Below are 23,662 nucleotides of genomic sequence, written 5' to 3'. Positions count from 1 at the left end.
ATTAATTCTATCAAACTAACATAAAGTTTTTAATAGTCTAACAATACTGTTATTTTAATATTTTGATAACATTTTAGTAGGTAATTTTGATCAATTTATTCAGCAGGAAAAAATAATTGGGTATTAATGCTTATTTAGGGGTATAAAAAAAGAGAGCATCAGACTGCTCTGATGCCCCCTTACTTTTATTTATTCAATTTGGTAATTCTTCCTTCAACCACTGGGTTTACTTCTTTCTGTTCTTTGATGTAGTTGAGTAAAGCATCAAGGTCGACGATATCCACAGTGCGGTTCTTGCCGTTTAACAGGGCGCTGTAACCGTCTCCCCCATCAGCCATATAATTGTTTACTGTCACAGAATATTCTTGTTCTGCAGTGATTGGCGTTCCATTGGTCTTTACTAAAGAAACGATCCGATCTCCAGCAGCTCTCGAAGAATCATACGTCACCTTTAAACCGGAAACATGCATAATTCTTTCTTTTGAACCCCACTGCTGTTCAAAAAGTTCTTTAATCTGCGCACCGGTCAATGTCAATGTTACAAGGTCATTTCCGAAAGGCTGTACTGTAAAAGCTTCTTTCCACGTAATATCTCCCGCATCAATGCCTGCACGGACGCCGCCTGAGTTCATGAAGGCAAAGTCAGTATTGGTCTGTGCAATCATGGAGTCTGCAATTAAGTTCCCCATCGGAGACTCTCCGTCAGCATTTACATCCCTCGAAATGCCAGTTGAAGTATGGCCGATAACCTCATTTAAAATTGGAGCTGCATCAGCAACATAAGCATCCAGCATTTCCTTGATTACAGCATCTGGTTCAATATCACGTGCAGCGTTTACGATTTCAGCTTTTTTAGCAACAATATCCCCGGAAACCGGATCAATTGTTAAATCTACATCAGAGAAAGCTGTACCATATGAATAGGATTGAACAAGCAATTTTCCGTCTACTACAGTGTTTGTGTACTTATGGTTGTGCCCGCCGAACATCACATCCACTTCATCATCAACCGAATTTGCAATTTCTGCGAGTTCTTCTTGAGGATTAGCCCCATCCAGATCAGACACTGCAGGATTGTGAGTTATGACCACAATCGATTTAACGCCCTGTTCCTTCAGCTCTGCCGTATACTTGTTGATCGCTTCCGCTTCGTCTGTGAATTCTACTCCAGCTGTTCCGCTTGGCGTTACGATTCCAGGAGTATCGGAATAGGCAATGCCAATAAAGCCGATAGGCACTCCATTTACTTCTTTAATAACATATGGATCAAGGATTGGTTCCTTTGTTGTTTCATCGACTACATTTGCTGCAACATACGGAAAGTCTGCTCCTTCAAACTCACCATACTTTTCCACCGTTTTAGGATGGGCACCGCCATTGATGAGACGGAGCATTTCATCTACCCCTTCATCGAATTCATGGTTTCCGACTGTACCTATATCAAAACCGATCTCATTAAGCATATTAATGGTTGGCTCGTCCTGAAGAAGGGCAGAAACAGGGGAGCTCGCCCCGACTGCATCACCGGCATGCAGCATGATTGTATTGGGGTTCGCTGCTTCTCGCTGTTTTAAATGTGCAGCTAAATATTCGACTCCGCCCGCATTCAAGCCGGCATTAAATGTATCAAGCTGGCCATGGAAATCATTGATTCCCAAAAGCTGGACTTCAAAAGGCTTTGGCTCCGGAAATTGAAGCGAATACTTCGAAAAGCCATTGCCTGCTTCACCGGCGTAGCCGATTCCGCTGCCTTCAGCAATTGCATTCTTTGCATCCGGTGAAGATTCAAACGTTACATTTACTTCACCGGCAACCGGTGCAAATGACCAATTGGCATCTGCAGAAGGATCGATGGTTTGTTCTTCACGGATATAATCAATGATTGCCTGGCGGTTTTCATCCGGATAAAGCTCTACTGCTGTGTTGTTTCTGACTCCAGGGAAAGTGCCGCTGGCCCGATAATTATTTGTCACAACGATGAATTCCTGATCTGGATCAATAGGTGCTCCGTTATACTGAAGATTTTTGATTCTGTTTGCATCAGCATTAATCTGCTTGCCATCCTTATCATACTTAGCAGGTTCTGTTACATCGATCTCATATGTCACACCATCGATTACATCATAGTTATAAGTAGGGAAATCATTATTAATGAGAGACTGTTCTCCTGCTTCATTTTCTTTTATCTGATTGAACTGCCCTGCAGACATTTCAAGCCATTCTTTCACATCTGCACCTTTAATTTTTACCGTAGCGACTGTATTGGGATACAAATATAGATCAGCTACATTTTTGATGGCGATTGTGCCTTCAGGGATATATGTGTAATAGCTCGCCCCGTTGCGGCCGCCTGCTTTAAATGGAGCTCCCGCTGAAAGCACGGGTGTATTTTCATCCGGCGTTCCTATTAATTGCTTCTCGATATACCACTTTTGTGCATTCGTTACAATTTGAATGGAAGGATCATCTTTTACAAGTGCAAAATAGCTGTGGATATCCGCTGTTGTTTCCCCGACAGGCTGGCGGACATAATTCACGGTTCCTTCATGCTCTTCCTTTACAGCTTTCAAAATAGCAGGATCTGCATCTGCCAGGCTTTCCTTGACGGTCGCGCCGGATTCATTTTTATAGCTTCTGAAAATAGACCTTAAAGATGACTGGGAATCCTTAACCTGCCACTTGCCCTTTACCTTGGCAATGGTCAGGTCCATAACGCCAAGCTGGTTGCCCCAGCTGCCCGGCATGATGAACGGCACCCCGTTGACCGTTCCCTTTTCTGTATCTACTCCAGGAAGATCGGTGAAATCTCCCGGAAAATTCTTATGGTTGTGTCCGGAAATGACCGCATCAATGCCTTCTACTTTTGTTAAGTCGTAGGCTGCATTCTCTTCCATTTCAGCATATGCTGCATCCCCCATGCCGGAGTGTGCAAGCGCAATGATAATGTCCGCACCTTCTTCTTTCATTTTAGGAATATTAGCTTCTACTGATTTTACAATGTCTTTTGTGATGATTTTTCCATCAAGATTGGCTTTGTCCCATTGTGTAATCTGCGGAGTCACAGCACCGATAACCCCAACCTTAATAACCTGGTTTCTGCCTTTTTCATCAACCACTTTTTTCTTGATGATTTTATATGGCTTAAAATAATTTTTATCATTTTCCGGATTTAGATCGTGGTCATCTTTGTAGACATTGGCATTCACATAAGGAAATGGCGAATCATCCAGGACCTCATCCAGATAATCGAGCCCATAATTGAATTCATGGTTTCCTACCGTAGCGGCATCATAATCTAATAGTTCCATAGCCTTGAAAACAGGGTGCACTTCCCCATCCTCAAGCTTATCTACTTTTGCTTTATAATCGCCAAGCGGATTTCCCTGGATTAAGTCGCCGTTGTCAAATAATAATGTATTCTTTGATTCTTTTCTTGCCTGTTTAATTAAGGTAGCTGTTTTAGCCAGTCCAAATTCAATGGTTTCTGCATCTTTATAGTAATCATAGTTATAAAGGTGTGTGTGTATATCCGTTGTTCCCAGTATCCGAAGGCTTACTTCATGGCTGAATTGATGTTCAGGTTTCCCTGTATGATCAGGCTTTGCTGCCATTACAGAATCATATGAAACAGGAGCTGCCAAGACAGATAGGGACATAGTTGCAGCAAGAATTGTTTTACCTAATTTGCGCGCAGGATTTTTCAAATGGATACATCTCCTCGATATTAGTAGATTAGGATGATAACATTCATAATTCTATCTATTTTTAGACTTATTTGAGAATGAGTAAATAGGAGCGTTTCGTGTGGCGATTTATTAATTTTTTGTAAAAATCAGTTTCTAAATACCTAAAAAAAACAGCACCCCCAAAGGATGCTGCATCATTTTAACTAGTTATTATAATAGAGATTAATAATTCCTATCTCCACCCTCAGCCTTTTCCTTCAGCTCATTTGCAAGAAGGGACAGGCTTTCGGTTGTATGATTAATTTCCTGAATGGACTGAACAATGCTGTCGAGGTCTGTTTTATTGCGGCCGAACATGTCCAGATACTGTTTCATTTCCATTTTCACGGTAACAAGCCCGCCTTTAACCTGCTGAATCTGAGCTTGTGATTCTTTTGTTGAGAGATTCATGGAGTTCATCGTATCAACCAGCACGCTGATTTGATTGTCGCTTTTTTCGATTTGTTCCTTGATATGGCTGCTCATCTTCTTAGAGTTTTCTGCAAGCTTTCTCACTTCGGTTGCCACTACAGCAAATCCACGTCCTTCATCACCCGCCCGGGCTGCCTCAATAGATGCATTCAGTGCCAGCAGGTTCGTCTGATCGGCAATATCCTCAATCCCTTTTGTCATCGTGATAATTTGCTCAGAGATTCCTTTTAATGCTTCAATTCCGCTTATAGACTTCTCCACATCCTGAAGGACTTTATTGAAAGCATGAACCATCTCACCCATTTGTGTTTGGTTGAGGTTAGTCAGGTTCAGCAGATTTTTGCTGCTTTTTTGCGTTGTTTCGGTTTCCCTGCGGATTTGATCGGCTTTTAAGCTTGTCTCATTGATCGAAGCTTCCGTTTGCTGGACCGAGGCTGCTACTTCCTGGCTGATAGAATTTAATTCTTTCTGCAGATGGGCATTTGAAGCATTTAATTCATTGAGTTCATTCATTCTGGCCTGCAGATAATTTTCGACAACCAGCTGGGAATCCAGATTGATGATATGTGTAAGAGCCAGCAATGCGTTCGTCAGCTTATCAGGATCCTGGTGCAGTTCCGCGACGATCTTAGGCACCAATAATGAATTAATGGCAGAATATGTGGCCAGAAACCACTCAACTGGAAGACCAGCCCCGTTATGGGTATTGCCAATCCTCGTTCTCATCGCGAAGTATTCATCATCCAGATTGCCGCTTAATAAGCTCTGGAAATAACGGACATATACGCCATAAAGCCTATCCTGCTTGTATTATTATCTGCAATTCTCTTTAATGGCGACTGTTTATATAGATGATCCAGAACTTTCTGAAGCAATTCATCCAACAGGGGTGAAATCACCGGGTTCAGGTCCTGAAGTGTCTCAAGATGCTTCTTTGAAAAGCCCATATACCACAATCGTTCAGTAATACGCTGATCTTTTACTTCAACTGTTTCCTCTACTCCTGGAAAGTTCGAAAAAATGAAGGTTGATTCCTCTTTTTTAACTGAAATAGCATCGTCGTGTCCCTCCGGCTCTTAGCCAATTTGTGCATATTTTGTATATATTATGTATAATTAATAGGTAAATAGCAACTATTAACACTTAATTTATATCGGGTCAATAGTCCTGAATACAAATAGAGGATGCACATTAAATGTACATCCCCCGAAATTCTTTTATTCTGCCGGCTGTTCTATAGGGATAATAAGGTTCACAATGGTCCCTTTTCCCAATTCACTCTCAAATATGATCTTCGCCTTATGTTCATCCATAACCTGCTTGGTAACCATCAGTCCTAAACCGGTTCCATCCGGCTTCGTTGTATAAAATGGATCCACGACCCGTTCCATATTTTCTGCATCTATTCCGCAGCCTTCATCTTTAATGCTGATCAAAACGTGTTCACCCTCCGCCAATTTGGCCGAAATCACGATTGTGCCGCCTTCTGTCATAGATTCCATTGCATTTTTGATCAGATTAATAAAAGCCTGTTTCAGCATATGCTCGTCACATTGAACTTTAGGAAGGGATTTCAGATTCTCTGTTTCAAAACGGATATTCTGATTGGCTGCCTGTTCTTTAATGATTGAGAGGACGTAGTGAACCACTGCATTCAGTTCAACCCTTTTAAACATAGGCAGCCTTGGTTTGCTCAGGATCATAAGGTCATCAGCAATCAGATTAATGCGGTCGATTTCCTCAATCATCATTTTATATCGATCCCTATCTTCAAGGTGCTTTTCCATCTGCAGCTGAGTAAACCCTCGTAATGCTGCTAAAGGATTTCTCACTTCGTGGCCCACTGCCGAAGCCATCTGCCCAACAGCAGCCAGCTTTTCCGTCTGGCGGAGTTCCTGGAAAACATGTGTCAGCGAGTTAATATATGAATAAAAGCGGTTCAGCAGAACATAGGAAACACTTGAAAAAATGATCAAAAGCACGATTGGCACCATTACCTTCTGGCTGCTCAGTATCAAACCAGCCAGAAGATACTTCGCAACCATACCTCCGGTTACAATCCAAAAATAGCGCTTATTCACAAAAATTGGCGCAAAAATAATAAATAGAAGTTCTACTGCGCTTCCGCTCTGGAATTCCTTCGATTCACCAAAATAAATCAGCATGCTGCTGCTAAAATCAATCATGGAAAAACCTGCAAAAAATAAGTATTTTACGAGAAAAGGACGTTTCGCCCTGATAAAATAAAGCCCAAACGGCAAAAGACCGATAATAGCCAGATAATAGCCCCATCCGAGCCCTCCATCCGGGAGCCCGGCAGTGCCGCCTGTATTAAGTGGAAGCAGATAATAATAAAATAAATCATAAAGCGTTAAAATAATATAAAACAGCCAGATAAAAAGGGTGACTGCTTTTGTTTCTTCTTTTATCAATGTATCTTGATTAAAGCCTTTCATTTACATGCTCCTTGGTTAACTCTATTAATTGTATGCCTTTAGCACTATTATATACGTTTGTGTCGAAACATGTATATTATGTTATATTCTTAAACTTCAAAAAACCGGCCAAGGTATTTCTTGGCCGGTTTTTGTATTATTGCTAAGGTTTTAAGATGACTTTGATGCAGTCATCTTCATGGTCATTAAAAATCTTATATGCACGATCTGCTTCTTGGAGGGGAATTTGATGAGTTATGATCGACTTTGGATCAAATTCCTTGTTCGTGATTTTTTCGAACAGCTCAGGCATGTAGTGAACAACAGGGGCTTGCCCCATTTTAATGGTAACATTTCTCGAGAAAAATTCCTCCAGCGGGAACATATTATAAGTCAGCCCGTAGACACCTGTCAGCTGGACAGTTCCAAATTTACGGACGGCTTTTGTCGCAATTTGAATCGGGCCAAGCGTTCCTCCCTGCAGCTTCAGCTTCTGTTCGATTTTTTCAACTGCGGATTTCTTTCCATCCATGCCCACACAATCAATGACCACATCAGCTCCACCCTGGGTGATTTCTTTCAGATAAGCTCCTATGTCATCATATTTAGTGAAGTCATAGACCTCTACATCATTGGTGAGTTTGGCATGGTTCAGACGGTAATCAAGATGATCGACCGCTATTACCCGCTTAGCACCTTTCATCCAGGCAAATTTCTGGGTCATTAACCCGATGGGACCGCAGCCGAGGACGACGACTGTATCTCCCGCTTTTACACCTGAATGCTCCACACTCCAATAAGCTGTCGGCAGCACATCTGATAAAAAGAGCAGTGACTCATCCTCCAGCTCGCATGATTCCGGTATGACAAAGGGCATAAAATTGCCAAATGGCACCTTCAAAAACTCTGCCTGGCCGCCCGGGTGATTTCCATATTTCTCTGTATAGCCAAAATAGCCGCCTGAATCATTATGCGGGTTCGAATTATCACATTGGCTCTCCATATCATGCTGACAGTAGAAGCAATGACCGCATGACACATTAAATGGAATAACCACCCTGTCGCCTTTTTTGACCCGTGTCACATCAGGGCCTGTCTCCTCAACGATTCCCATTGGTTCATGCCCGATAATATACCCGGGCCGCAACGGCATGTTTCCCTGATATAAATGAAGGTCCGATCCGCAAATGGCTGTTGACGTGATTCGGACAATCACATCATCTCTTTTTTCAATTCTGGGATCCTCCACATTTTTCACTTGAATATCTTTTGCTCCCTGGTAAGTTACAGCTCTCATGCTTCACACTCCTTTATTGACTTAATAGGCTATACCCTCCTCCGTGCTCAAATAACTCCATTTATATCCAATTTATAAGTTGAAATATTTACCTCAAAAGTTAAATTTCTTTTAATTTAGAAAAATAGTACAAAAGACCAGTTTAACTATTCTGAATTTTGTAAATATAATAGAGTCACAGCTTTTCCGGCTGTGGACAATACATATTTTGAGAGGAGATTTTGGATGAAGAAAAAAAGAATAATTGGATCAGCGGTATTAAGTGTCGCAATGGGGCTTTCTGTATTTGCATCAGGGGCATTTGGCCAGCAGGTTGAGAGCAATGAAACCTACCGGGTCGTTATTCAGGGACCAAGTGCGGAAAAGGCAAAGGCAAAATCGAACTACGGAGTACGGTGGGATTTTGGACAGAAAGGTTTTACTACAACAGTCAATGCTAAACAGTATCAGGCACTTTTAAAAAATAAAAACTTAAAGATTGATAGAGTAGATGAAGTTAAGAATGCACCTGTGACAGCTGCAAAACCTGGATCGGGGGCTGCATCAGCTCCGGCAGACGGTACACCTTGGGGAATTGAGGCCATTTATAATGACAGCTCCATCCAAAGCACTTCAGGCGGAAATGGGGTAAAAGTTGCCGTGCTGGACACAGGGGTAAATACAGCGCATGCTGACCTTGCTGGACAAGCTGAACAGTGTAAAGACTTTACACAAAGAAAGACACCTTTAATTGACGGAAGCTGCGGAGACAAGAACGGACACGGCACACATGTTGCGGGTACTGTACTGGCTCATGGCGGCGCTAACGGACAAGGCGTTTATGGGGTGGCTCCAGACGCAGATCTCTGGGCATATAAGGTGTTAAATGACAGAGGATCAGGGTATTCTGATGACATCGCCGGAGCTATTAAGCATGCGGCCGATGAAGCGGTCCGCACAGGATCTAAAGTGGTCATTTCCATGTCATTAGGTTCAAGCTCTAAAAGCACATTGATTGCAGATGCAGTTGATTACGCATACAGCAAAGGTGTCCTGGTAGTGGCTGCTGCCGGAAATGATGGTCCTGCCGATAACACGATTGGCTATCCTGGCGCATTGGTGAATGCTGTTGCAGTGGCGGCTCTTGAAAATGTTCAGCAAAATGGATCCTACCGTGTTGCAGATTTTTCATCACGGGGCAATCCTGCAACTGATGGCGACTTCGTGATTCAGGAGCGTGATGTTGAGGTGTCTGCACCAGGCAGAGCGATTGAATCCACATGGTATGATGGCAGCTACAGCACAATCAGCGGCACATCCATGGCTACTCCCCATGTATCCGGATTGGCTGCTAAGATCTGGGCCCAAAATCCATCCATGTCCCATACACAGCTTCGCGCCGAGCTTCAGAACCGCGCCAAGCAAAATGATATTCTTGGCGGAACAGGAGCTGCCGCTGGAGATGATTATGCATCAGGCTTTGGCTTCCCGCGTGTAAAGTAAGAGAATAATAGAAAAGCTTGGACATTTACGGTCCAAGCTTTTTTGTGTTTTGGTTTTAATTAAAATTACTGCAAAACAGCCTGCTTTTTCTGCTTTCTGTTATATATGATTTTGGACAGGCTCACACTCGCCTCGTACAGGAGCAGGAGAGGCAATGTGACCAGTATATCTGAAATAAAGTCAGGCGGTGTGACTAAGATCGCAACCACAATCAGCACGAAATAGGCATACTTCCTTATCTTCTGCAGCGAATAGGGATTGATAATGCCCAGGCTGGTCAGGAACATAATCACAACAGGAAGCTCGAACAGAAAGCCGAATGGCAGTGTTAAATGCAGCACAAATTGAAAGTACTTTTCTGTTGTAAAAAAGGCGGTGAACATCTCTCCGGATAAGGTCATTAAAAAATTCAGAACCAGCGGCAAAAGGATGAAATATCCGAATGCTATACCGGTAATGAACAGGAAAAATAACGCGGGAATATAGGATAAGGCCACCTTTTTCTCCATTCCGGTAAGCGCCGGACTGACAAACAGCCAGATTTGATGGGCAGCTACCGGGATGGCGGCTGCAATGGCTACAACAGACGCAAGCATAAAATAGACCCATAGAATTTCAGATGGACCGAGAACAGCTAATTTAAAGTCCAGATCCTTAACCAGCCACTGGTAAATGTCGCTGACGAAAATAAAAGATAGTGCCAAGAACGCTATAAAGACAGCAGCTATAATCATAAGCCTCTTCCGGAGCTCCTCAAAATGCTGGAGAACATTTACTGCTTCATTGTTCATATTAATCACCTCAATAGAAAAGCGCAAGCGCCTTGCCCACCCCCGACAAGCACAAGACGAGCCTCCCGGAAAGGCGTTCTTTGCCTTTTTGGGAGGATTGGCTTGTGACCTCGAGGGGGTAGGCGCTGGAGCTAGACACTTATCGACGTTCAAAAATTATATGCTTTCTTATCTTTATATAAAAGGAAGGAAGATAACTCTCCCTTCCCTATTCATTCTTACAGCAATTCTTTTTTCTTATCTTCCGGCTGTTCGTCTGAAACAAGTTCGCGTGTGGATTTCTTGAATTCCTTTAGGGTGGTGCCGAATGCCCTGCCGATTTCAGGAAGCTTGGATGGGCCGAAAATAATCAGCGCAAGCACTAGAACAATAATCAATCCTGGTATCCCGATATTTGATAGCATAGTAACCTCCTAGTATTTGAAGCCTGTAATCGCCACAACTCCCGGACGCGGCATGGTGTCTCCCTTGCGGTGCGGCCATTTGCTTGTCAGATTGTTCAGGTCTTCCGTCTCTTCTCCCGGATGCTGAATGGACAGGAACAGGGTTGTCTCGTTTGGTGTAAAAGAGGGTCCAGTCAGTTCTGCTTCAACGGGAGCTGAAGCAAACTGAAAGGCATCACCTGTATTTTTTCCGATCGTCGGGATGACAAACATGCCATTGTTGGCGAAATGTGTGTAGATTCCTGTATTCAGCTTGCTTGATGACATATCTGTTACAGTCCAGAGATTGCCAAGGCTATCGAAAGTCAGATTGTCAGGTGCACTGAAGCCGCTCTGTTTTCCGCCGGCTGCGAAGATTTCAAAATCAAAAGTAAGTGCCCCCAGGTCATCTCCTTCTTCGATAAATCTGGTAATATGGCCGTGAAAGTTGCCATGTTTATCATTGTTGGTGTGGGCAATGAATACCGTATTATCGAACGGGCTGATTTCCACATCTTCCGGACGGTCAGTAGGCGTTCCGCCAACAAGCAGAGCTGCTTCATGGCAGTGGACAGCCACATCAGCCTGTGTTTGGAATTTCTTTAAAAGATCTGCATTCCCCTTGACGGCTTTCTGCACATTTTCGATCGTTAATGGCACCCATTTTCCGCTCCCCATATTAGCCGCATAAAGTGTCCCTTCTTCCAGAAGGTCTGCGTTGGCTTTCCCGCGGGACTTTACATATTTATTTTTGCTGATGAATTTATACACGCATGCATCTTTCTTATCATCGCCCATATAAACCACAACCCGATTGTCATTGGTCAGGCCGACTGCTGCATTTTCATGGTTGAAGCGACCAAGGGCGGTGTGCTTGCGCGGCTTGAAATTTGGATCAAACGGATCGATTTCCACGATCCAGCCATAATGCGTATCATTTAATCCTGCATCCTTTGATGTAGATTCAAAATTCTCCTCAGCTGATAAAACCGTGCCCCACAATGTCATGCCGCCGGAACAATTGGCAAAAGTCCCCTGTACATTCGTTGCACCGCCCACTGCTTTTGAACCTTTGGCAGGACCTGTCAGCTGAAACGGAGTCAAGCCTGTAATACGGCGCGCATATTTGGAATTCGTGTCCAATTTCCAGGTGCCCTCTTTATCACGGTATACTTCGATAATCGATCCGCCCTGGTTGTAAAGCATTTTTTGAATTTGCCCTGCGGAATACTTGCCATTTGCCGGCCTTGCACCATGAACAAATAGATCGCTTGAATATTCATGATTCACCCATAAAAGACCGCGCTTGTCCCCATCAATTGGAAAATATAAGGTAAAGTCATTGTTAAAGCCGAATGTATCGCCCTTTTTATTAATAACATCTCCATAGGCTGCCACAACATCGTATTTGTAACCACGCGGCAAAACAAGGTCATCCTTATCTGTCGGATCAATCGGCTTAAAATTTAAACCAGAGATTTTTTTTTGGAATCCGAATAAATGGGAGGCTGCTTCAACGCCCTTAGCTTCTGCTTTTGGAATCATTGCCCCCAAACCTGTCGAAGCTACAGTTAAAGCTCCCACACCTGTACCTACATACGTTAAAAACTTGCGGCGATTCAATTCTGACATCCTTAGCACCTCTTCTTTTATATTGTTTGCAGCGTATTTATGTATCAAACCCAAGTACAATACTAAAAGATGAATATTAAGAGAATGCTAAGTAATTACATGAAAATTGTAAAAGTAGTATAAAGATTGTAAAAAAATGCCCGGCATCAGCCGGACATCTCTTATCTTTCTATTAAGATACTTTTTCTTCCTGCGGCTTGTATTCCTCTTCCCAATACTCAGCATTTTTAATGCCAAGCTTCTTGGAATTGAATACTGGATCAAGACCTTGTTTCTTCTGGGCCTCATAATCTTTAAGTGCAATCAGAGCAGGTTTTCTTAGGATCACGATGGCAATTAAGTTCAGCCAAACCATTAGTCCCAAGCCAACATCTCCGAGTGCCCACGCCAGGCCTGCCGTTTTAACAGCACCATAGAATGTTGCAGCAAGCAAGACTATCTTCAGGATAAACATCGCCAGCTTGCTGTTCTTGCCGCTAATCAGGTAAGCTACGTTTGTTTCAGCCATATAGTAGTAGGCCATGATGGTTGTGAAAGCAAAGAAGAAAAGAGAAACAGCAACAAATCCGGCACCGAAGCCTGGAAGCACAGATTCAACAGCTGCCTGAGTATACCCAGGTCCAGCTTCCACTCCTGGAAGATTTTCTACAATTGGAGTCTTTCCATCAGCACCGACTGTATTGAACATTCCAGTAAATAGGATCATGAAAGCTGTAGCGGAACATACGAATAGCGTATCAATATATACTGAGAATGCCTGTACAAGACCTTGCTTGGCAGGGTGGGAAACCTCAGCAGCTGCAGCAGCATGCGGGCCAGTACCCTGACCAGCTTCGTTTGAATAAATTCCGCGTTTTACACCCCATGCGATTGCGCTTCCGATAATTCCCCCAAACATGGAGTCTGCACCAAAGGCACTGCTGAAAATTAACGAAATTACGCCAGGCAGCTCACCAATGTTCATGGCAATAATAATTAAAGCGACTAAAATATAACCCACTGCCATAAAAGGAACGGTATATTGAGCTACAGTTGCAATACGCTTAACACCGCCGAAAATAATCAGGGCAAGTAAACCGATAATGATAAGGCCTGTTACTGTTTTGTCTATGCCAAACGCATTTTCCATTCCAAGCGCAATTGAGTTTGACTGGATGCCAGGCATTAAAAGTGCCATAGCAAGCAAAGCAGAAATTGCGAAAAGGACGGCAAACCATTTAATTCCGATTCCCTTTTCAATATAATAGGCCGGACCGCCTCGGTATAGCCCGTCTTTTTTCACTTTGTAAATCTGAGCCAGCGTTGATTCAACGAACGCACTGCCTGCTCCGATAAAAGCAATGGCCCACATCCAGAATACAGCACCAGGTCCACCCATTGCGATGGCAGTGGCAGTACCTGCAATGTTACCAGTTCCTACACGGCCGGAAAGAGCAATAGATAAGGCCTGGAAAGACGAAACGCCCGCTGCGGAACTTTTCCCTTGAAACATGAGCAGTACCATATCCTTGATATGGCGGACCTGTAAAAATCGAGTTAAGACTGAGAAGAACAACCCTATTGCAAGACAGATGTAGATAACAGGTGTACTCCATAAAATACCGTTTAGCTGATTAATAAAAGCTTCCAAACAACTTCCCCCTTTTAGTATATATTCTGAATCTTTTTCCTATTAGGAATTATAGAATAAATACTGTTATAAGACAATGTTTTTTTAACGGACTGTGGTAATAATGTCATAGAATTTTCTGGATTCCTTGAGTAAAGCGGTTTTTATCATATTTGAGAGGATATATAAAAATTAGAGTGATAGCATAACCCTTCCTATTTTTTGTAATCTTCGTTATTATATATTTAGGGAAACGAAACGTTGACCGGAAAGAAGTGTTTCAAATATGGTAAAACAGACGAAAAGAAATTTAATGATTATGTGGTTTGCCAATTTTTTTGTGGCTGGCAGCATGACGATGGTCCTTCCCTTTATTTCGTTATATATAGAAAGCTTTGGCGACCAATCTCCAACCTATGTGCAGCATTGGTCAGGGTGGACGTTTGCGATCACATTTGTGACTGCGTTTCTTTTTTCACCTGTGTGGGGAAGAATCGGGGACCTTTTTGGACGCAGGAAAATATTGATTCTGTCCGGAATCGGCATGGGCATATCCATATTTCTGATGGGGTACGTAACAAATGTCTGGCAGCTGTTTTTTCTCAGGCTGTTTACGGGGATTTTTACAGGCTTCATCGGAATGTCACAGGCGTTTATTTCCACGCAAACTCCGAAGGAAATTGCCGGCAGGGTGATGGGGACACTGCAGACCGGAAGCATCACAGGTTCATTGATGGGCCCTCTTCTCGGCGGAGTCCTTGCAGATTTATTCGGATTTTCAGATACCTTCAAATGGACCTCCATCGCCATCTTTGTTTCCGCTTTTCTTGTCTTTTTCACAAAAGAACACAGAATCCAAACTCAAAAGGGCGAGAAAACGCGGTATTCAAGCAAGGCGGTCATTCAGCATATTATCAGTAATCCCATCCTGCTGACAGTTATGCTGATATCAACGCTTGTTCAAATCGCCCACTTCAGCATCCAGCCTATCCTATCCCTATATGTCAGTGAATTGCACGGACCGGAAAATCTGGCGTTTTTTGCGGGGATTGCTTTTTCAGCTGCAGGGCTTGGCAACTTGCTGATGGCCAGGCAATGGGGGAAAATTGGGGATCAGTACGGCTATATTAAAACGTTGGTTGTTCTCCTCTTCCTCGCAGGCGTGTTTTATCTGCCGGGAGGATTTGTCTCAAACATGTGGCAGCTTGTTCTTGTCCGCTTTGCACTTGGTGTCACCATCGGGGGCATCATTCCTGTCCGGATCGCATATATCCGCCAGGAAGCGCCGGTTGCTATGCAGGGTGAAGTGCTTGGGTACAACACAAGTCTTCGCTTTTTCGGGAATATAATCGGACCGGTCATCGGCGGTTTGATCTCCGGCTATTTGGGTTTTTCTGCCGTCTTCGTGGTCACAAGCCTCCTGCTTATCCTGAGCGGACTGATTCTTCTAGGTGCCATGAACCGCCATCCTAAGCTGGCGAAGGACTCTTATTAATAACTGTAAAAGCTGCCTAAAAAGGCAGCTTTTCCTTACTCTTTAAAATGGCATACGCCAAGCTTATTGCCGTCAGGATCTTCAAACTCAAACCACTTTACCGTTCCATCATCCTCGATTGGACCGGTTTTCACTTTATACCCTGCCAGATGCTGATGTGCTTCTTCAATATCGGAAACATAAAAGTTAAATGGCATATAAGAGGAGGGAATTACTTTTTCAGAACGGACAAGGGTTAAAGGCGTTTCCCCAACCTCCAGGGCTGCATACCCTCCCTGATCATCCTTCCATCTTACCGGGAAACCCAGCACTGTGCTGTACCATTCAATGGCTTTTCCAAAATCAGTTACCTGCAGAAAAACTGTATCAATTCTTGTAAACATTTCAGCCTCCATAAAAGGGATTGTATATGGACAATATTCAACACCTTCTTACAAAAACCTCCTGAGAAAATTAAAAAGCCAGCGAATTCCGCTGACTTTAATCCATTACTTTGCTGCATTGCTTGCGATATGGACAGCATCCCAGACACCCGCAAACGGCGGAGCATAACAAAGATCCACCATGCCAAGCTCTTCTGCTGCCATCTTATTGTGGATGGCAACGGCAAATACATCAATTCGAAGGACCACTCCTTTATTTCCGATGGCGTGGGCTCCGAGTATTCGGTTTGTTCCTTTCTCACATATCAGCTTGATCCAGATAGGAGTCTGATTCGGGTAGTAGTCCGGATGGTCGGCCGCTTTTACAAATTCAGTTGTGTAGCCAATATCAAGCTTTTTAGCATCCTCCTCGGAAAGCCCCGTTCTCCCAAGCTCCATATCAAAAATTTTAATCGCGGCACTCCCCAAAGTTCCCACATATTTTTCATGACTGCCGGCTATATTGGCCCCAGCCAGGCGGCCGCATTTATTCGCGTTTGTTCCCAGCGGAATATAATCATTTTCTTCAAGCACCTTGTGATAAACCTGAGCGCAATCCCCCGCAGCATAAACACCTTCAATATTTGTCCGCATTTCACGGTCGATGATGATGGCTCCATTTTCCGCCATCTCTATTCCCGATCCTTCCAGAAACTTCGTAGCAGGCTTTACACCAACAGCAACAAGCACTAAGTCTGCTTTATAAGTGCCTTTATCCGTTTTGACACTCTCCACTTTCCCATTGCCGCTGAAGCTCTCTACCTTTTCACCCAGATTCAGTTGTACGCCGTTATCACGGATTTCTTTTTCAGCGATATCGGTTATTTCCTTATCGAAAGGAGCTAAAATTCTCTCACCCATTTCAATAACCCGCACATTTTTGCCGAGGGTTTTCATCGCTTCAACCACTTCGATTCCAATATAGCCTCCGCCGACAATTACAACATCATTCACTTCTGGTTTGCGGGAAATTTCTTTTAGTACCATTCCATCTTCCATTGTTTTCAGCACCTGAACGTTCTCAAGATCGGCTCCAGGAAATGGGGGCATGGTAGGAAACGTGCCTGTTCCAATCATCAGCTTATCGTATGTATCTGTAAACGTTTTACCAGATGCAAGGTCTTTAACCGTTACTTCCCTTTTGTTTGTATCCACTTTTAAAACTTCATGCTGCAGATGTGTTTTAATGTTCCTCTCATCAAATTGCTCCTGTGTTCTTGCGATCATTTTACGGTAATCATCATTTTCGCCGGAAATATAATACGGAAGACCGCAGGCACCGTAGGATAAAAATTTGCCTTTTTCATAGACGGTAATTTCCGCTTTATCGTCCATTCTTCTTAATTTCGATGCGGCTGACATACTTGCAGCCACCCCGCCAATGACCAGCAGTTTCATCAGAATCTCTCCTCACGTTTCAATAAGGTATTCAAGATAGGTTTCGTTAAAAGGGGTAAATTATACAATGTTGCTATACCCTTATAGCTATCCCTTTTTGGCTATTTTAAAACGTTTTTTAGGACTTCTTCCGTTACTCTCCGAACAATATTTTCGATTATTTCTTCCGGCAGGCTGGAAGCTGTCCGGATTTCCTTATCACTATTCGGAACCGGTATTCCACCCGTATGAATGCCCATTTTTTCGCGGATTTTGATCAGCTCTGCAATTTGTTCTGTACTAAGTTCGTTTGACTTTTGAATGGTGTGTTCAGAATACATCAGCATGAGTGCATAGTGTTCCAATGACTCCATCCGAAAAAAGGCCTCAGTTATGTTTCTTCCCCAGGTTAGTGCGCCATGATTCGCTAAAAGGACAGCATTGTAATCCCTGCAGTATGGAGCAATGGAATCCGGCACTTCCTGTGTTCCGGGGGTGGCATACGGGGCTACCGGAACTTTGCCAAGCAAGACTATCGCTTCTGGTGATACGGGTTTTTCAAGGCTGATTCCGGCTATGGCAAATGAAGTTGCAACAGGCGGATGGGCATGGACAACAGCCTTTGCTTCAGTATTTTCCTGATACACTCTAAGGTGCATCTTTACTTCTGAAGAAGGCTTCAGCTCTCCTTCCAGGACATTACCTGAAAGGTCCATCTTAACCATCATATCCGGTGTCATAAATCCTTTGCTCACTCCGGTTGGTGATGTCCAGAGTTCACGGTCGTTCACTTTAATGGAAATGTTTCCGTCGTTTGCAGCAACGAAGTTTTTATTGTATATTCTTCTGCCGATTTCGCAGATGAATTCCTTTGCTTCCTGGTCATTAAGATATGTATTATGAACAGCCATGGCTGCCAGCTCCCTTCCTATTCACATCCACTCCCTATTGTATATTCAAAATAAATTTGTTTCAGCATTTTCTATTAGTTTTGTAGTTTCGCCAAAATTTGATCATTTCCGCGGAAATATTAAAAAAACCGCCTGATCAGAGATCAGACGGTTTTCGGGGGTATGATTCTGTTCGTTATTTTACGCGTGGGTATCCGAAGCCTGACGCATAGTCATCACCAGTTGCTGCTCCGTATCCGCCTTTTATGTCATATTGCTTGGCACGATTTTGAAGCTCTGTGCGAAGCTGAGTGTGGCTCATGGATGGGCTGGAAGACCAAATCTTTGCGGCAAGGCCTGCTACGTGAGGTGTTGCCATGGATGTTCCGCTGATCGTATTATAGCCTCCGTTATACCACGTAGACTCGATGCTTGCACCAGGTGCAGACACTTCCACGTCTTTTTCCTGAATGACATAGTCGCCGTCCGTGTTAGGATTTCCGCGCGATGAGAAGTTGGCTACACGGTATGTACCGTTTTGCTGAACGTTTTCAAGAGCTGCAACCGCGATCGCATTCTTTAAAGCTCCAGGATAGCCGATTGTATTAGCGCTGTAGCCTGAGTTTCCTGCTGCGGCCACAACAAGGACACCTTTGCTGTATGCGTAATCAACCGCACTGCTGATGAGGGAATCCTTGCCGCTTGAACCAAGGGACATATTGATGACCACTTTAGAACCAGTACGGGATGCTTCATCCGCTACGTGGCGGATTGCTCCTGCAATATCATCTGAATATCCCGAACCATTATCTCCAAGGACTTTATATGCCCATAACTTCGCCTGTGGAGCAACTCCATAGATCCCCTGGCCATCATATCCTCCATGTGCTAAAACCGTCCCGGCTACATGTGTTCCATGGCCCTGGCGATCCGTACAAGAACCATTTACAAGCGGAGTGGATTGAGTGAAGTCTTTACATTGCTCCGCAGAGCCTTCCAGGTCAATATGACCGGTATAAACGCCTGTATCAAGAACTGCAACCTTAATGCCGCTTCCGCCTGACGTACTCGTAATGCTGCTGTTATTATAGATCGAAGCAATTCCCCATGGTGTTTGATCACTAGGATATCCTGCTGCCTGAATAGAAACTGAATCTTTCTTGGATGCCTCTGTTCTGGCAGTATCAAGAGTAACTTCGCTTACTTTTTCAATCTTTAAGTTCTTATTTTTCAGAAGTGCCTGATATTGCTTAGCATTAACCTCTGCAGTCATGCCATCGCTGCCAAAATCCCAACGCTTGTCCACCTGTGAATTCACACTGGCTTTAGCATTTGCCGGACCCTGGATCAATACCCGGTAGGTTTCATTTTGGGTCTCCGGTTCTTTAGCGAATGCCCCCGCTGTGAAAACTGATAAACCCATGGTCATACTTAGAAGTGCTGCTCCTAATGCCCTTTTTTTCTTCATCCTTTTTCTCCTCTCAAGTCTATATTTTTCTGTCGATTCCTGTTGTATTTCTAGTATATTTAAAATATTCAGACTCTAACAATATGCTAAAATGTTTAATTATCAGACTTTAGAATCAGGCATAGAAACATAGCTTCTCAAAAAGTAACAGGCATTTTGACTGATTTACAAAATTTTTCTACTATCCATATGTTGTTAAATTCATAATATTTCCAGCAATAAATAAATTACCCCAAAAATATTAGTTCCTTCGATAGATACAAAGAGTAAAATTACACTCCGTTTTTTATAGATGCCAGGGACATTTTCCTAGTTAAACGCTTTAAAGATATGAAGAATAAAAATCCTCCTAACCGCTTGGTCAGGAGGATTTTTATTCTTATTTGAACATCTTTGGAAGGCTTTCTGTGTAAGGTGCATACGCGATGCCATTTTCCGTGATAATGCCTGTGATCAGTTCACTATCTGTTACATCGAAGGCGGGATTATAGGTTTTTACACCCTCTGGCGCCATCGGCTTTTCGTACCATTTAGAAGTAATCTCTTCTGAATTTCTTAATTCAATATGGATGTCGTCCCCTGTTTTGCATGCAAGATCAACTGTTGACAGCGGAGCACAAACATAGAAAGGTATATTATAATGTTTCGCGAGAATCGCAACGCCGGATGTTCCAATCTTATTGGCTGCATCACCATTGGCTGCAACACGGTCACAGCCGACAAGTACAGCTTGAATCTTTCCTTCTTTCATGACGATGCTGGCCATATTATCGCAGATCAGCGTGACATCCACACCTGCTTCTTCGAGCTCCCATGCGGTCAGGCGGGCCCCCTGCAGAAGCGGACGGGTTTCATCGGCGTATACTTTAAAATCATATCCCTTTTCCTGCCCTAAATAAATCGGAGCAAGGGCTGTCCCATATTTAGCGGTCGCAATTGTTCCTGCATTACAGTGTGTCAGAATGCCCCATCCAGGCTCAAGTACAGAAAGCGCGTACTGTCCGATCGATTCGCAAACTTTTTCATCCTCAGCACGAATTTTTTCTGCTTCCGCTTTCAGGGCCTGCTTTATTTCCGCTGCAGCTTTACCTTTTTCCTTCTGGAAACGGGCTTCCATGCGGTCGAGCGCCCAAAACAGATTGACAGCAGTTGGCCGTGATGACGCCAGGTATTCTTTCGCTTTTTTAAAATCCAGATAAAGTTCTTCATAGCTATCTGCGGCTGATTGCTTTGTGCCCAAATAAACACCGTAAGCCGCGGCTATTCCAATGGCAGGTGCACCTCGGACCTTTAAATGATAGATTGCATCCCAAATATCCTTTAATTCTTTCAAATGCAAAAAGTTCTTTTCATTCGGCAGAACTGTTTGATCTAATAGAATGAGTGTATTGATTTCATCGTCCAATCTCACAGACTGGATCACATCCACTGGTTTCCCCATCATGCTGCCTCCTCTAGAATCTTTTTTCACAGTCTTTTAAAGTGCGCACAAAATCCGCTCCTGTTTTAAAAGATTCCCTATCCATAATAAACATTTTTCCGGCTGCCAGACAAATCATTTCTGCTGCAGCTCTGCTGGTGTTATCTTCAATGGATGTGACATCCTTTACAGAAGCCAGCCCGATAATTCTCCTGCACAATTCAAGTCCTGTGACTGCTGCTGTGTCACGCAGAATTGTATCAAGATAGTATTCCTTAAAGCCTTCATAGCTGGCTGTTTGTTCAGTTGCTTTCTCATCCCAGGCCTGCAGGAATTTCGTTTGGAACAAGTCGATAATATCTTCTATTGTGTTTTCAAGATAACCAAGCTGATCGGTTCTTGCTTCATCTTCAGTGATGGTATATTTCGCATTCACATAGGCGAAAATCAGGTTGGCAATCACGTTTCCGATATCGTATCCGGCCGGGCCATAAAAGGCGAACTCAGGATCAATAATTTTAGTAGAATCTTCTTTTACAAAAATTGAACCTGTGTGCAGATCGCCATGCAGCAGGGACTGGGCATTGGTCATAAACTCAAATTTAAGCTTTGCCGTTTCAAGCTGAAGCTTTAGATCCTCCCAAATTTCCTTTTTGGCAAATTCCCTGGTGCCTTCAAATACTTCATTTCTCACACAATCGTAAAACGGTTCTGTGAAGACGAGGTCCTCTGAAATTTCGCATAGTTCCGGGTTGATAAACTTTTTGACGAGCTCTTTCTTTTCCTTATGCCCCATTACGACATCTGAAGTAAGCAATAAGGTATTTACCAGAAAAGTCGAGATATGGTCAGCAAACAGCGGGAATTTTTCATGCTGCATTAAGGCTGTTCTCATAATAGTGTAATCTGACAGATCCTCCATTGCGGTACAATTCATTACTGGATCGTAGTTAAACACTTGTGGCACGAAGCCAGAAGCGAGCTTGTTTTGCAGATCAAGAATTTCATATTCAATACGGTTGCGGTCAGGAGACAGCTTAAATTCATCTGATATCCTGGCAACCGGTCCGGCCTGCTTGATAATCAGCGACTTCTTGTGTTTATGGTCAGTCAGCCTGAAAACATAGTTCAAATTGCCATCGCCAATTTCCCTGCAGTCCAATTCAGCATCTGGAGCAAAATAATTCAGCCTTGTCCTGGCATATTCAATGGCTTCCTGTTCAGTCATTGTAAAATAAGCGGATGTAAAAACAGTCATGCAAAAAGCCTCCCATACGAATCTTTTTAATAGTATCTATAATTTTGTTAATTTAATATATTGGAAAATATCTAAATACTATCATGTGATTTGGGGTTCGACAATTGTTTTTTAAATATTCATTTTCTAGTTTTATAAAAAAAAGCCGCTTTATGAGCAGCTCCATTCATTCCCGTTATTTAATGCTTCTAATCGCCTGCAGGACGTTCGAGTATACTTCAAGGGATGACAAGTCAATGCCAAGGACAACGGCATTTTTTGCCAAATCCGGTCTGATACCTGTGGCAATGGTCTTAACACCTATTAGCTGGAGGATATTCCGGATATCAAAAATATGATTGGCAATTTCAACATCTATATTCACCGTGCCCGAAAAATCGATAATTAGGGTTTCAATTCCCAGCTGACTGACCCGAGGGACTGTCCTCTCAATGATGATTTGAGCTCTGTCATAGTCTATGCTGCCGATCAATGGAAGTATTGCAATGCTGTCCTGAATCGGTACAATGGCTGCAGAAAGCTCATTTACCTGAGATTGCGTCTCTCTCAGTTGTTCCTCGGAGTGCCGTTCAAAGGCAAATACGGTCTCATTGATGCTGATATCCAGCATAAAGTTCACTTTTTTAACAATAGAAATAATCTCATCAGCCGTTAATTCAAACTTCTCGCCAATATTCTTTAATCTATCAGTAAAAACGAGGCGGGTGTCCGGATACCGGATGACGATATCAGAAATTTTCCCTCCCTCGGAGGCAGCCCGTTCGCCATTTCCTTTGCTCCATTCAACCAGCCCTTCAGGAACCATGTCACTGCTGCTTGCAATCATGGTTCCCAGGAACTTCATAAACTCCAAATACATCGAAACGGCAGCCTCAAATTCCGGTTTGGGAATTTCGAAACCAAATCGCTTTACGATTTCTTTAACCAGTTCTCTAGATAAAACCTCTGCATTTTGAGTAAGATACGCTGAAACTTTATGAATAGGCTCCATTTATGTATATATCTCCCCTCTTATGTCTTTCTTCGATTATATCGTACTATAACTTCAAAATGACAGAATGGGAAATAAATAGGAGGTTTTCCCTAAGAGGGAAAGTCATTAGCTATAGTTTTTAAAACCACTCCTCATAATCCTCTTCCCTTATATCACTGATCAGAAGTGATTCAAACCTTTTGTAAAGCTCCTGGATGCCGGGATCGTTGTTAATCAGCGGCAGCTTGCTTTGATAGTCCTCTTCCGACTTAAAAAAACTGATTTCTGTCCACTTTGTCTCATCTTTTTTATTTTTTAACATTTTAGTCTGAGCCTCGATGTAATTCAGGTAGATTTTACCAGCTTTCCGCTGGACCAGCATCAGTTCCTGTTCGTTTTCCGGGCGGATATGATATTGATAGATTTTAATGTACATGGCAGCTCCTTTGGTTATTCGTGTTATGGGCGGAATTTGGGATGTTATGAGCAATTTTTGTATTTATGGGCGAAATTCCTATTTTATGAGCGATTTTT

General features: G+C 43.1%; 19 protein-coding genes and 1 pseudogene. 2 read left to right on the top strand and 18 right to left on the bottom strand.

Annotated features, from left to right (window positions below):
- Positions 1–185: 185 nt before the first annotated feature.
- From CE058_RS02465 to CE058_RS02445, 6 genes and pseudogenes are all read right to left on the bottom strand, one after another.
- Positions 186–3,704 carry a bifunctional 2',3'-cyclic-nucleotide 2'-phosphodiesterase/3'-nucleotidase gene (locus CE058_RS02465; protein WP_163140090.1) on the bottom strand — a complete coding sequence of 1,173 codons (3,519 nt, stop codon included), beginning with the start codon at positions 3,702–3,704 and terminating at the stop codon, positions 186–188.
- 204 nt (positions 3,705–3,908) lie between these two features.
- The gene (locus CE058_RS24960) at positions 3,909–4,670 is read right to left on the bottom strand and encodes a methyl-accepting chemotaxis protein (RefSeq protein WP_353618123.1); all 762 of its coding nucleotides are present in this window, start codon (positions 4,668–4,670) and stop codon (positions 3,909–3,911) included.
- Positions 4,671–4,682: 12 nt separating this feature from the next.
- Positions 4,683–4,946: pseudogene (locus CE058_RS24955) on the bottom strand (protoglobin domain-containing protein); the annotation flags it as partial.
- Complete coding sequence (locus CE058_RS25220; protein ID WP_163140285.1) at positions 4,913–5,209, bottom strand: protoglobin domain-containing protein; 297 nt, start codon at positions 5,207–5,209, stop codon at positions 4,913–4,915. The pseudogene CE058_RS24955 and the gene CE058_RS25220, both read right to left, overlap by 34 nt.
- A 165-nt stretch (positions 5,210–5,374) precedes the next feature.
- On the bottom strand, positions 5,375–6,613 hold the full coding sequence (locus tag CE058_RS02450) for an ATP-binding protein (protein ID WP_163140086.1): 1,239 nt from the start codon (positions 6,611–6,613) through the stop codon (positions 5,375–5,377).
- 142 nt (positions 6,614–6,755) lie between these two features.
- Positions 6,756–7,889, bottom strand: a complete 1,134-nt coding sequence (locus tag CE058_RS02445; RefSeq protein ID WP_163140084.1) for a zinc-dependent alcohol dehydrogenase — start codon at positions 7,887–7,889, stop codon at positions 6,756–6,758.
- Between the two features lie 225 nt (positions 7,890–8,114).
- On the opposite strand from CE058_RS02445, the gene CE058_RS02440 reads away from it, so the two are divergent.
- Positions 8,115–9,371 carry a S8 family peptidase gene (locus tag CE058_RS02440; RefSeq protein ID WP_163140082.1) on the top strand — a complete coding sequence of 419 codons (1,257 nt, stop codon included), beginning with the start codon at positions 8,115–8,117 and terminating at the stop codon, positions 9,369–9,371.
- Positions 9,372–9,436: 65 nt separating this feature from the next.
- Here CE058_RS02440 and tatC read toward each other — a convergent pair whose 3' ends face one another.
- The 4 genes from tatC to CE058_RS02420 all read right to left on the bottom strand — a co-directional run bounded on the left by tatC (position 9,437) and on the right by CE058_RS02420 (position 13,846).
- On the bottom strand, positions 9,437–10,162 hold the full coding sequence (gene tatC / locus CE058_RS02435; protein ID WP_163140080.1) for a twin-arginine translocase subunit TatC: 726 nt from the start codon (positions 10,160–10,162) through the stop codon (positions 9,437–9,439).
- A gap of 218 nt (positions 10,163–10,380) precedes the next feature.
- Entirely contained in the window at positions 10,381–10,566 is a 186-nt protein-coding gene (locus CE058_RS02430) for a twin-arginine translocase TatA/TatE family subunit (RefSeq protein ID WP_035326193.1), read from the bottom strand.
- 9 nt (positions 10,567–10,575) lie between these two features.
- Entirely contained in the window at positions 10,576–12,216 is a 1,641-nt protein-coding gene (locus tag CE058_RS02425; RefSeq protein ID WP_163140078.1) for a PhoX family protein, read from the bottom strand.
- Between the two features lie 172 nt (positions 12,217–12,388).
- A complete protein-coding gene (locus tag CE058_RS02420; RefSeq protein WP_048010588.1) occupies positions 12,389–13,846 on the bottom strand; it encodes an alanine/glycine:cation symporter family protein in 1,458 nt (485 codons plus the stop codon).
- Positions 13,847–14,111: 265 nt separating this feature from the next.
- On the opposite strand from CE058_RS02420, the gene CE058_RS02415 reads away from it, so the two are divergent.
- Positions 14,112–15,320 (top strand): MFS transporter, encoded by a 1,209-nt coding sequence (locus CE058_RS02415; protein WP_163140076.1) that lies wholly within the window; start codon positions 14,112–14,114, stop codon positions 15,318–15,320.
- 35 nt (positions 15,321–15,355) lie between these two features.
- Here the strand turns inward: CE058_RS02415 and CE058_RS02410 are convergent, their stop codons facing one another.
- The 8 genes from CE058_RS02410 to CE058_RS02375 all read right to left on the bottom strand — a co-directional run bounded on the left by CE058_RS02410 (position 15,356) and on the right by CE058_RS02375 (position 23,564).
- Complete coding sequence (locus CE058_RS02410) at positions 15,356–15,703, bottom strand: VOC family protein (protein WP_241746591.1); 348 nt, start codon at positions 15,701–15,703, stop codon at positions 15,356–15,358.
- Positions 15,704–15,808: 105 nt separating this feature from the next.
- The gene (locus tag CE058_RS02405; protein ID WP_163140072.1) at positions 15,809–17,140 is read right to left on the bottom strand and encodes a CoA-disulfide reductase; all 1,332 of its coding nucleotides are present in this window, start codon (positions 17,138–17,140) and stop codon (positions 15,809–15,811) included.
- Positions 17,141–17,241: 101 nt separating this feature from the next.
- Positions 17,242–18,030, bottom strand: coding sequence for a class II aldolase/adducin family protein (locus CE058_RS02400; protein ID WP_163140071.1), 789 nt, complete (start codon positions 18,028–18,030; stop codon positions 17,242–17,244).
- Between the two features lie 175 nt (positions 18,031–18,205).
- On the bottom strand, positions 18,206–19,477 hold the full coding sequence (locus CE058_RS02395; RefSeq protein WP_163140069.1) for a S8 family peptidase: 1,272 nt from the start codon (positions 19,475–19,477) through the stop codon (positions 18,206–18,208).
- Positions 19,478–19,856: 379 nt separating this feature from the next.
- Positions 19,857–20,918, bottom strand: coding sequence for an S-methyl-5-thioribose-1-phosphate isomerase (mtnA, locus tag CE058_RS02390; RefSeq protein ID WP_197214498.1), 1,062 nt, complete (start codon positions 20,916–20,918; stop codon positions 19,857–19,859).
- A gap of 13 nt (positions 20,919–20,931) precedes the next feature.
- On the bottom strand, positions 20,932–22,155 hold the full coding sequence (mtnK, locus tag CE058_RS02385) for an S-methyl-5-thioribose kinase (protein ID WP_163140065.1): 1,224 nt from the start codon (positions 22,153–22,155) through the stop codon (positions 20,932–20,934).
- Between the two features lie 175 nt (positions 22,156–22,330).
- Complete coding sequence (locus CE058_RS02380) at positions 22,331–23,146, bottom strand: STAS domain-containing protein (protein WP_163140063.1); 816 nt, start codon at positions 23,144–23,146, stop codon at positions 22,331–22,333.
- Positions 23,147–23,267: 121 nt separating this feature from the next.
- On the bottom strand, positions 23,268–23,564 hold the full coding sequence (locus tag CE058_RS02375; RefSeq protein WP_163140061.1) for a hypothetical protein: 297 nt from the start codon (positions 23,562–23,564) through the stop codon (positions 23,268–23,270).
- Between the last annotated feature and the right edge of the window lie 98 nt (positions 23,565–23,662).

The organism is Bacillus sp. 22-7, from assembly GCF_010628845.1.
Classification (GTDB): Bacteria; Bacillota; Bacilli; order Bacillales; family Cytobacillaceae; genus Cytobacillus; species Cytobacillus firmus_B.
Note: the sequence above shows the minus strand (reverse complement) of the source record. Positions and strands in the feature narration are given on the sequence as shown.

What these genes read in the sequence shown, in the direction of transcription:
- CE058_RS24960 (WP_353618123.1), bottom strand. Translation starts at nt 4,670, where the DNA reads ATGAATGAACTCAATGAATTAAATGCTTCAAATGCCCATCTGCAGAAA.
- CE058_RS02450 (WP_163140086.1), bottom strand. Translation starts at nt 6,613, where the DNA reads ATGAAAGGCTTTAATCAAGATACATTGATAAAAGAAGAAACAAAAGCA.
- CE058_RS02445 (WP_163140084.1), bottom strand. Translation starts at nt 7,889, where the DNA reads ATGAGAGCTGTAACTTACCAGGGAGCAAAAGATATTCAAGTGAAAAAT.
- CE058_RS02440 (WP_163140082.1), top strand. Translation starts at nt 8,115, where the DNA reads ATGAAGAAAAAAAGAATAATTGGATCAGCGGTATTAAGTGTCGCAATG.
- tatC (WP_163140080.1), bottom strand. Translation starts at nt 10,162, where the DNA reads ATGAACAATGAAGCAGTAAATGTTCTCCAGCATTTTGAGGAGCTCCGG.
- CE058_RS02430 (WP_035326193.1), bottom strand. Translation starts at nt 10,566, where the DNA reads ATGCTATCAAATATCGGGATACCAGGATTGATTATTGTTCTAGTGCTT.
- CE058_RS02425 (WP_163140078.1), bottom strand. Translation starts at nt 12,216, where the DNA reads ATGTCAGAATTGAATCGCCGCAAGTTTTTAACGTATGTAGGTACAGGT.
- CE058_RS02415 (WP_163140076.1), top strand. Translation starts at nt 14,112, where the DNA reads ATGGTAAAACAGACGAAAAGAAATTTAATGATTATGTGGTTTGCCAAT.
- CE058_RS02410 (WP_241746591.1), bottom strand. Translation starts at nt 15,703, where the DNA reads ATGTTTACAAGAATTGATACAGTTTTTCTGCAGGTAACTGATTTTGGA.
- CE058_RS02405 (WP_163140072.1), bottom strand. Translation starts at nt 17,140, where the DNA reads ATGAAACTGCTGGTCATTGGCGGGGTGGCTGCAAGTATGTCAGCCGCA.
- CE058_RS02400 (WP_163140071.1), bottom strand. Translation starts at nt 18,030, where the DNA reads ATGGCTGTTCATAATACATATCTTAATGACCAGGAAGCAAAGGAATTC.
- CE058_RS02395 (WP_163140069.1), bottom strand. Translation starts at nt 19,477, where the DNA reads ATGAAGAAAAAAAGGGCATTAGGAGCAGCACTTCTAAGTATGACCATG.
- mtnA (WP_197214498.1), bottom strand. Translation starts at nt 20,918, where the DNA reads ATGGGGAAACCAGTGGATGTGATCCAGTCTGTGAGATTGGACGATGAA.
- mtnK (WP_163140065.1), bottom strand. Translation starts at nt 22,155, where the DNA reads ATGACTGTTTTTACATCCGCTTATTTTACAATGACTGAACAGGAAGCC.
- CE058_RS02380 (WP_163140063.1), bottom strand. Translation starts at nt 23,146, where the DNA reads ATGGAGCCTATTCATAAAGTTTCAGCGTATCTTACTCAAAATGCAGAG.
- CE058_RS02375 (WP_163140061.1), bottom strand. Translation starts at nt 23,564, where the DNA reads ATGTACATTAAAATCTATCAATATCATATCCGCCCGGAAAACGAACAG.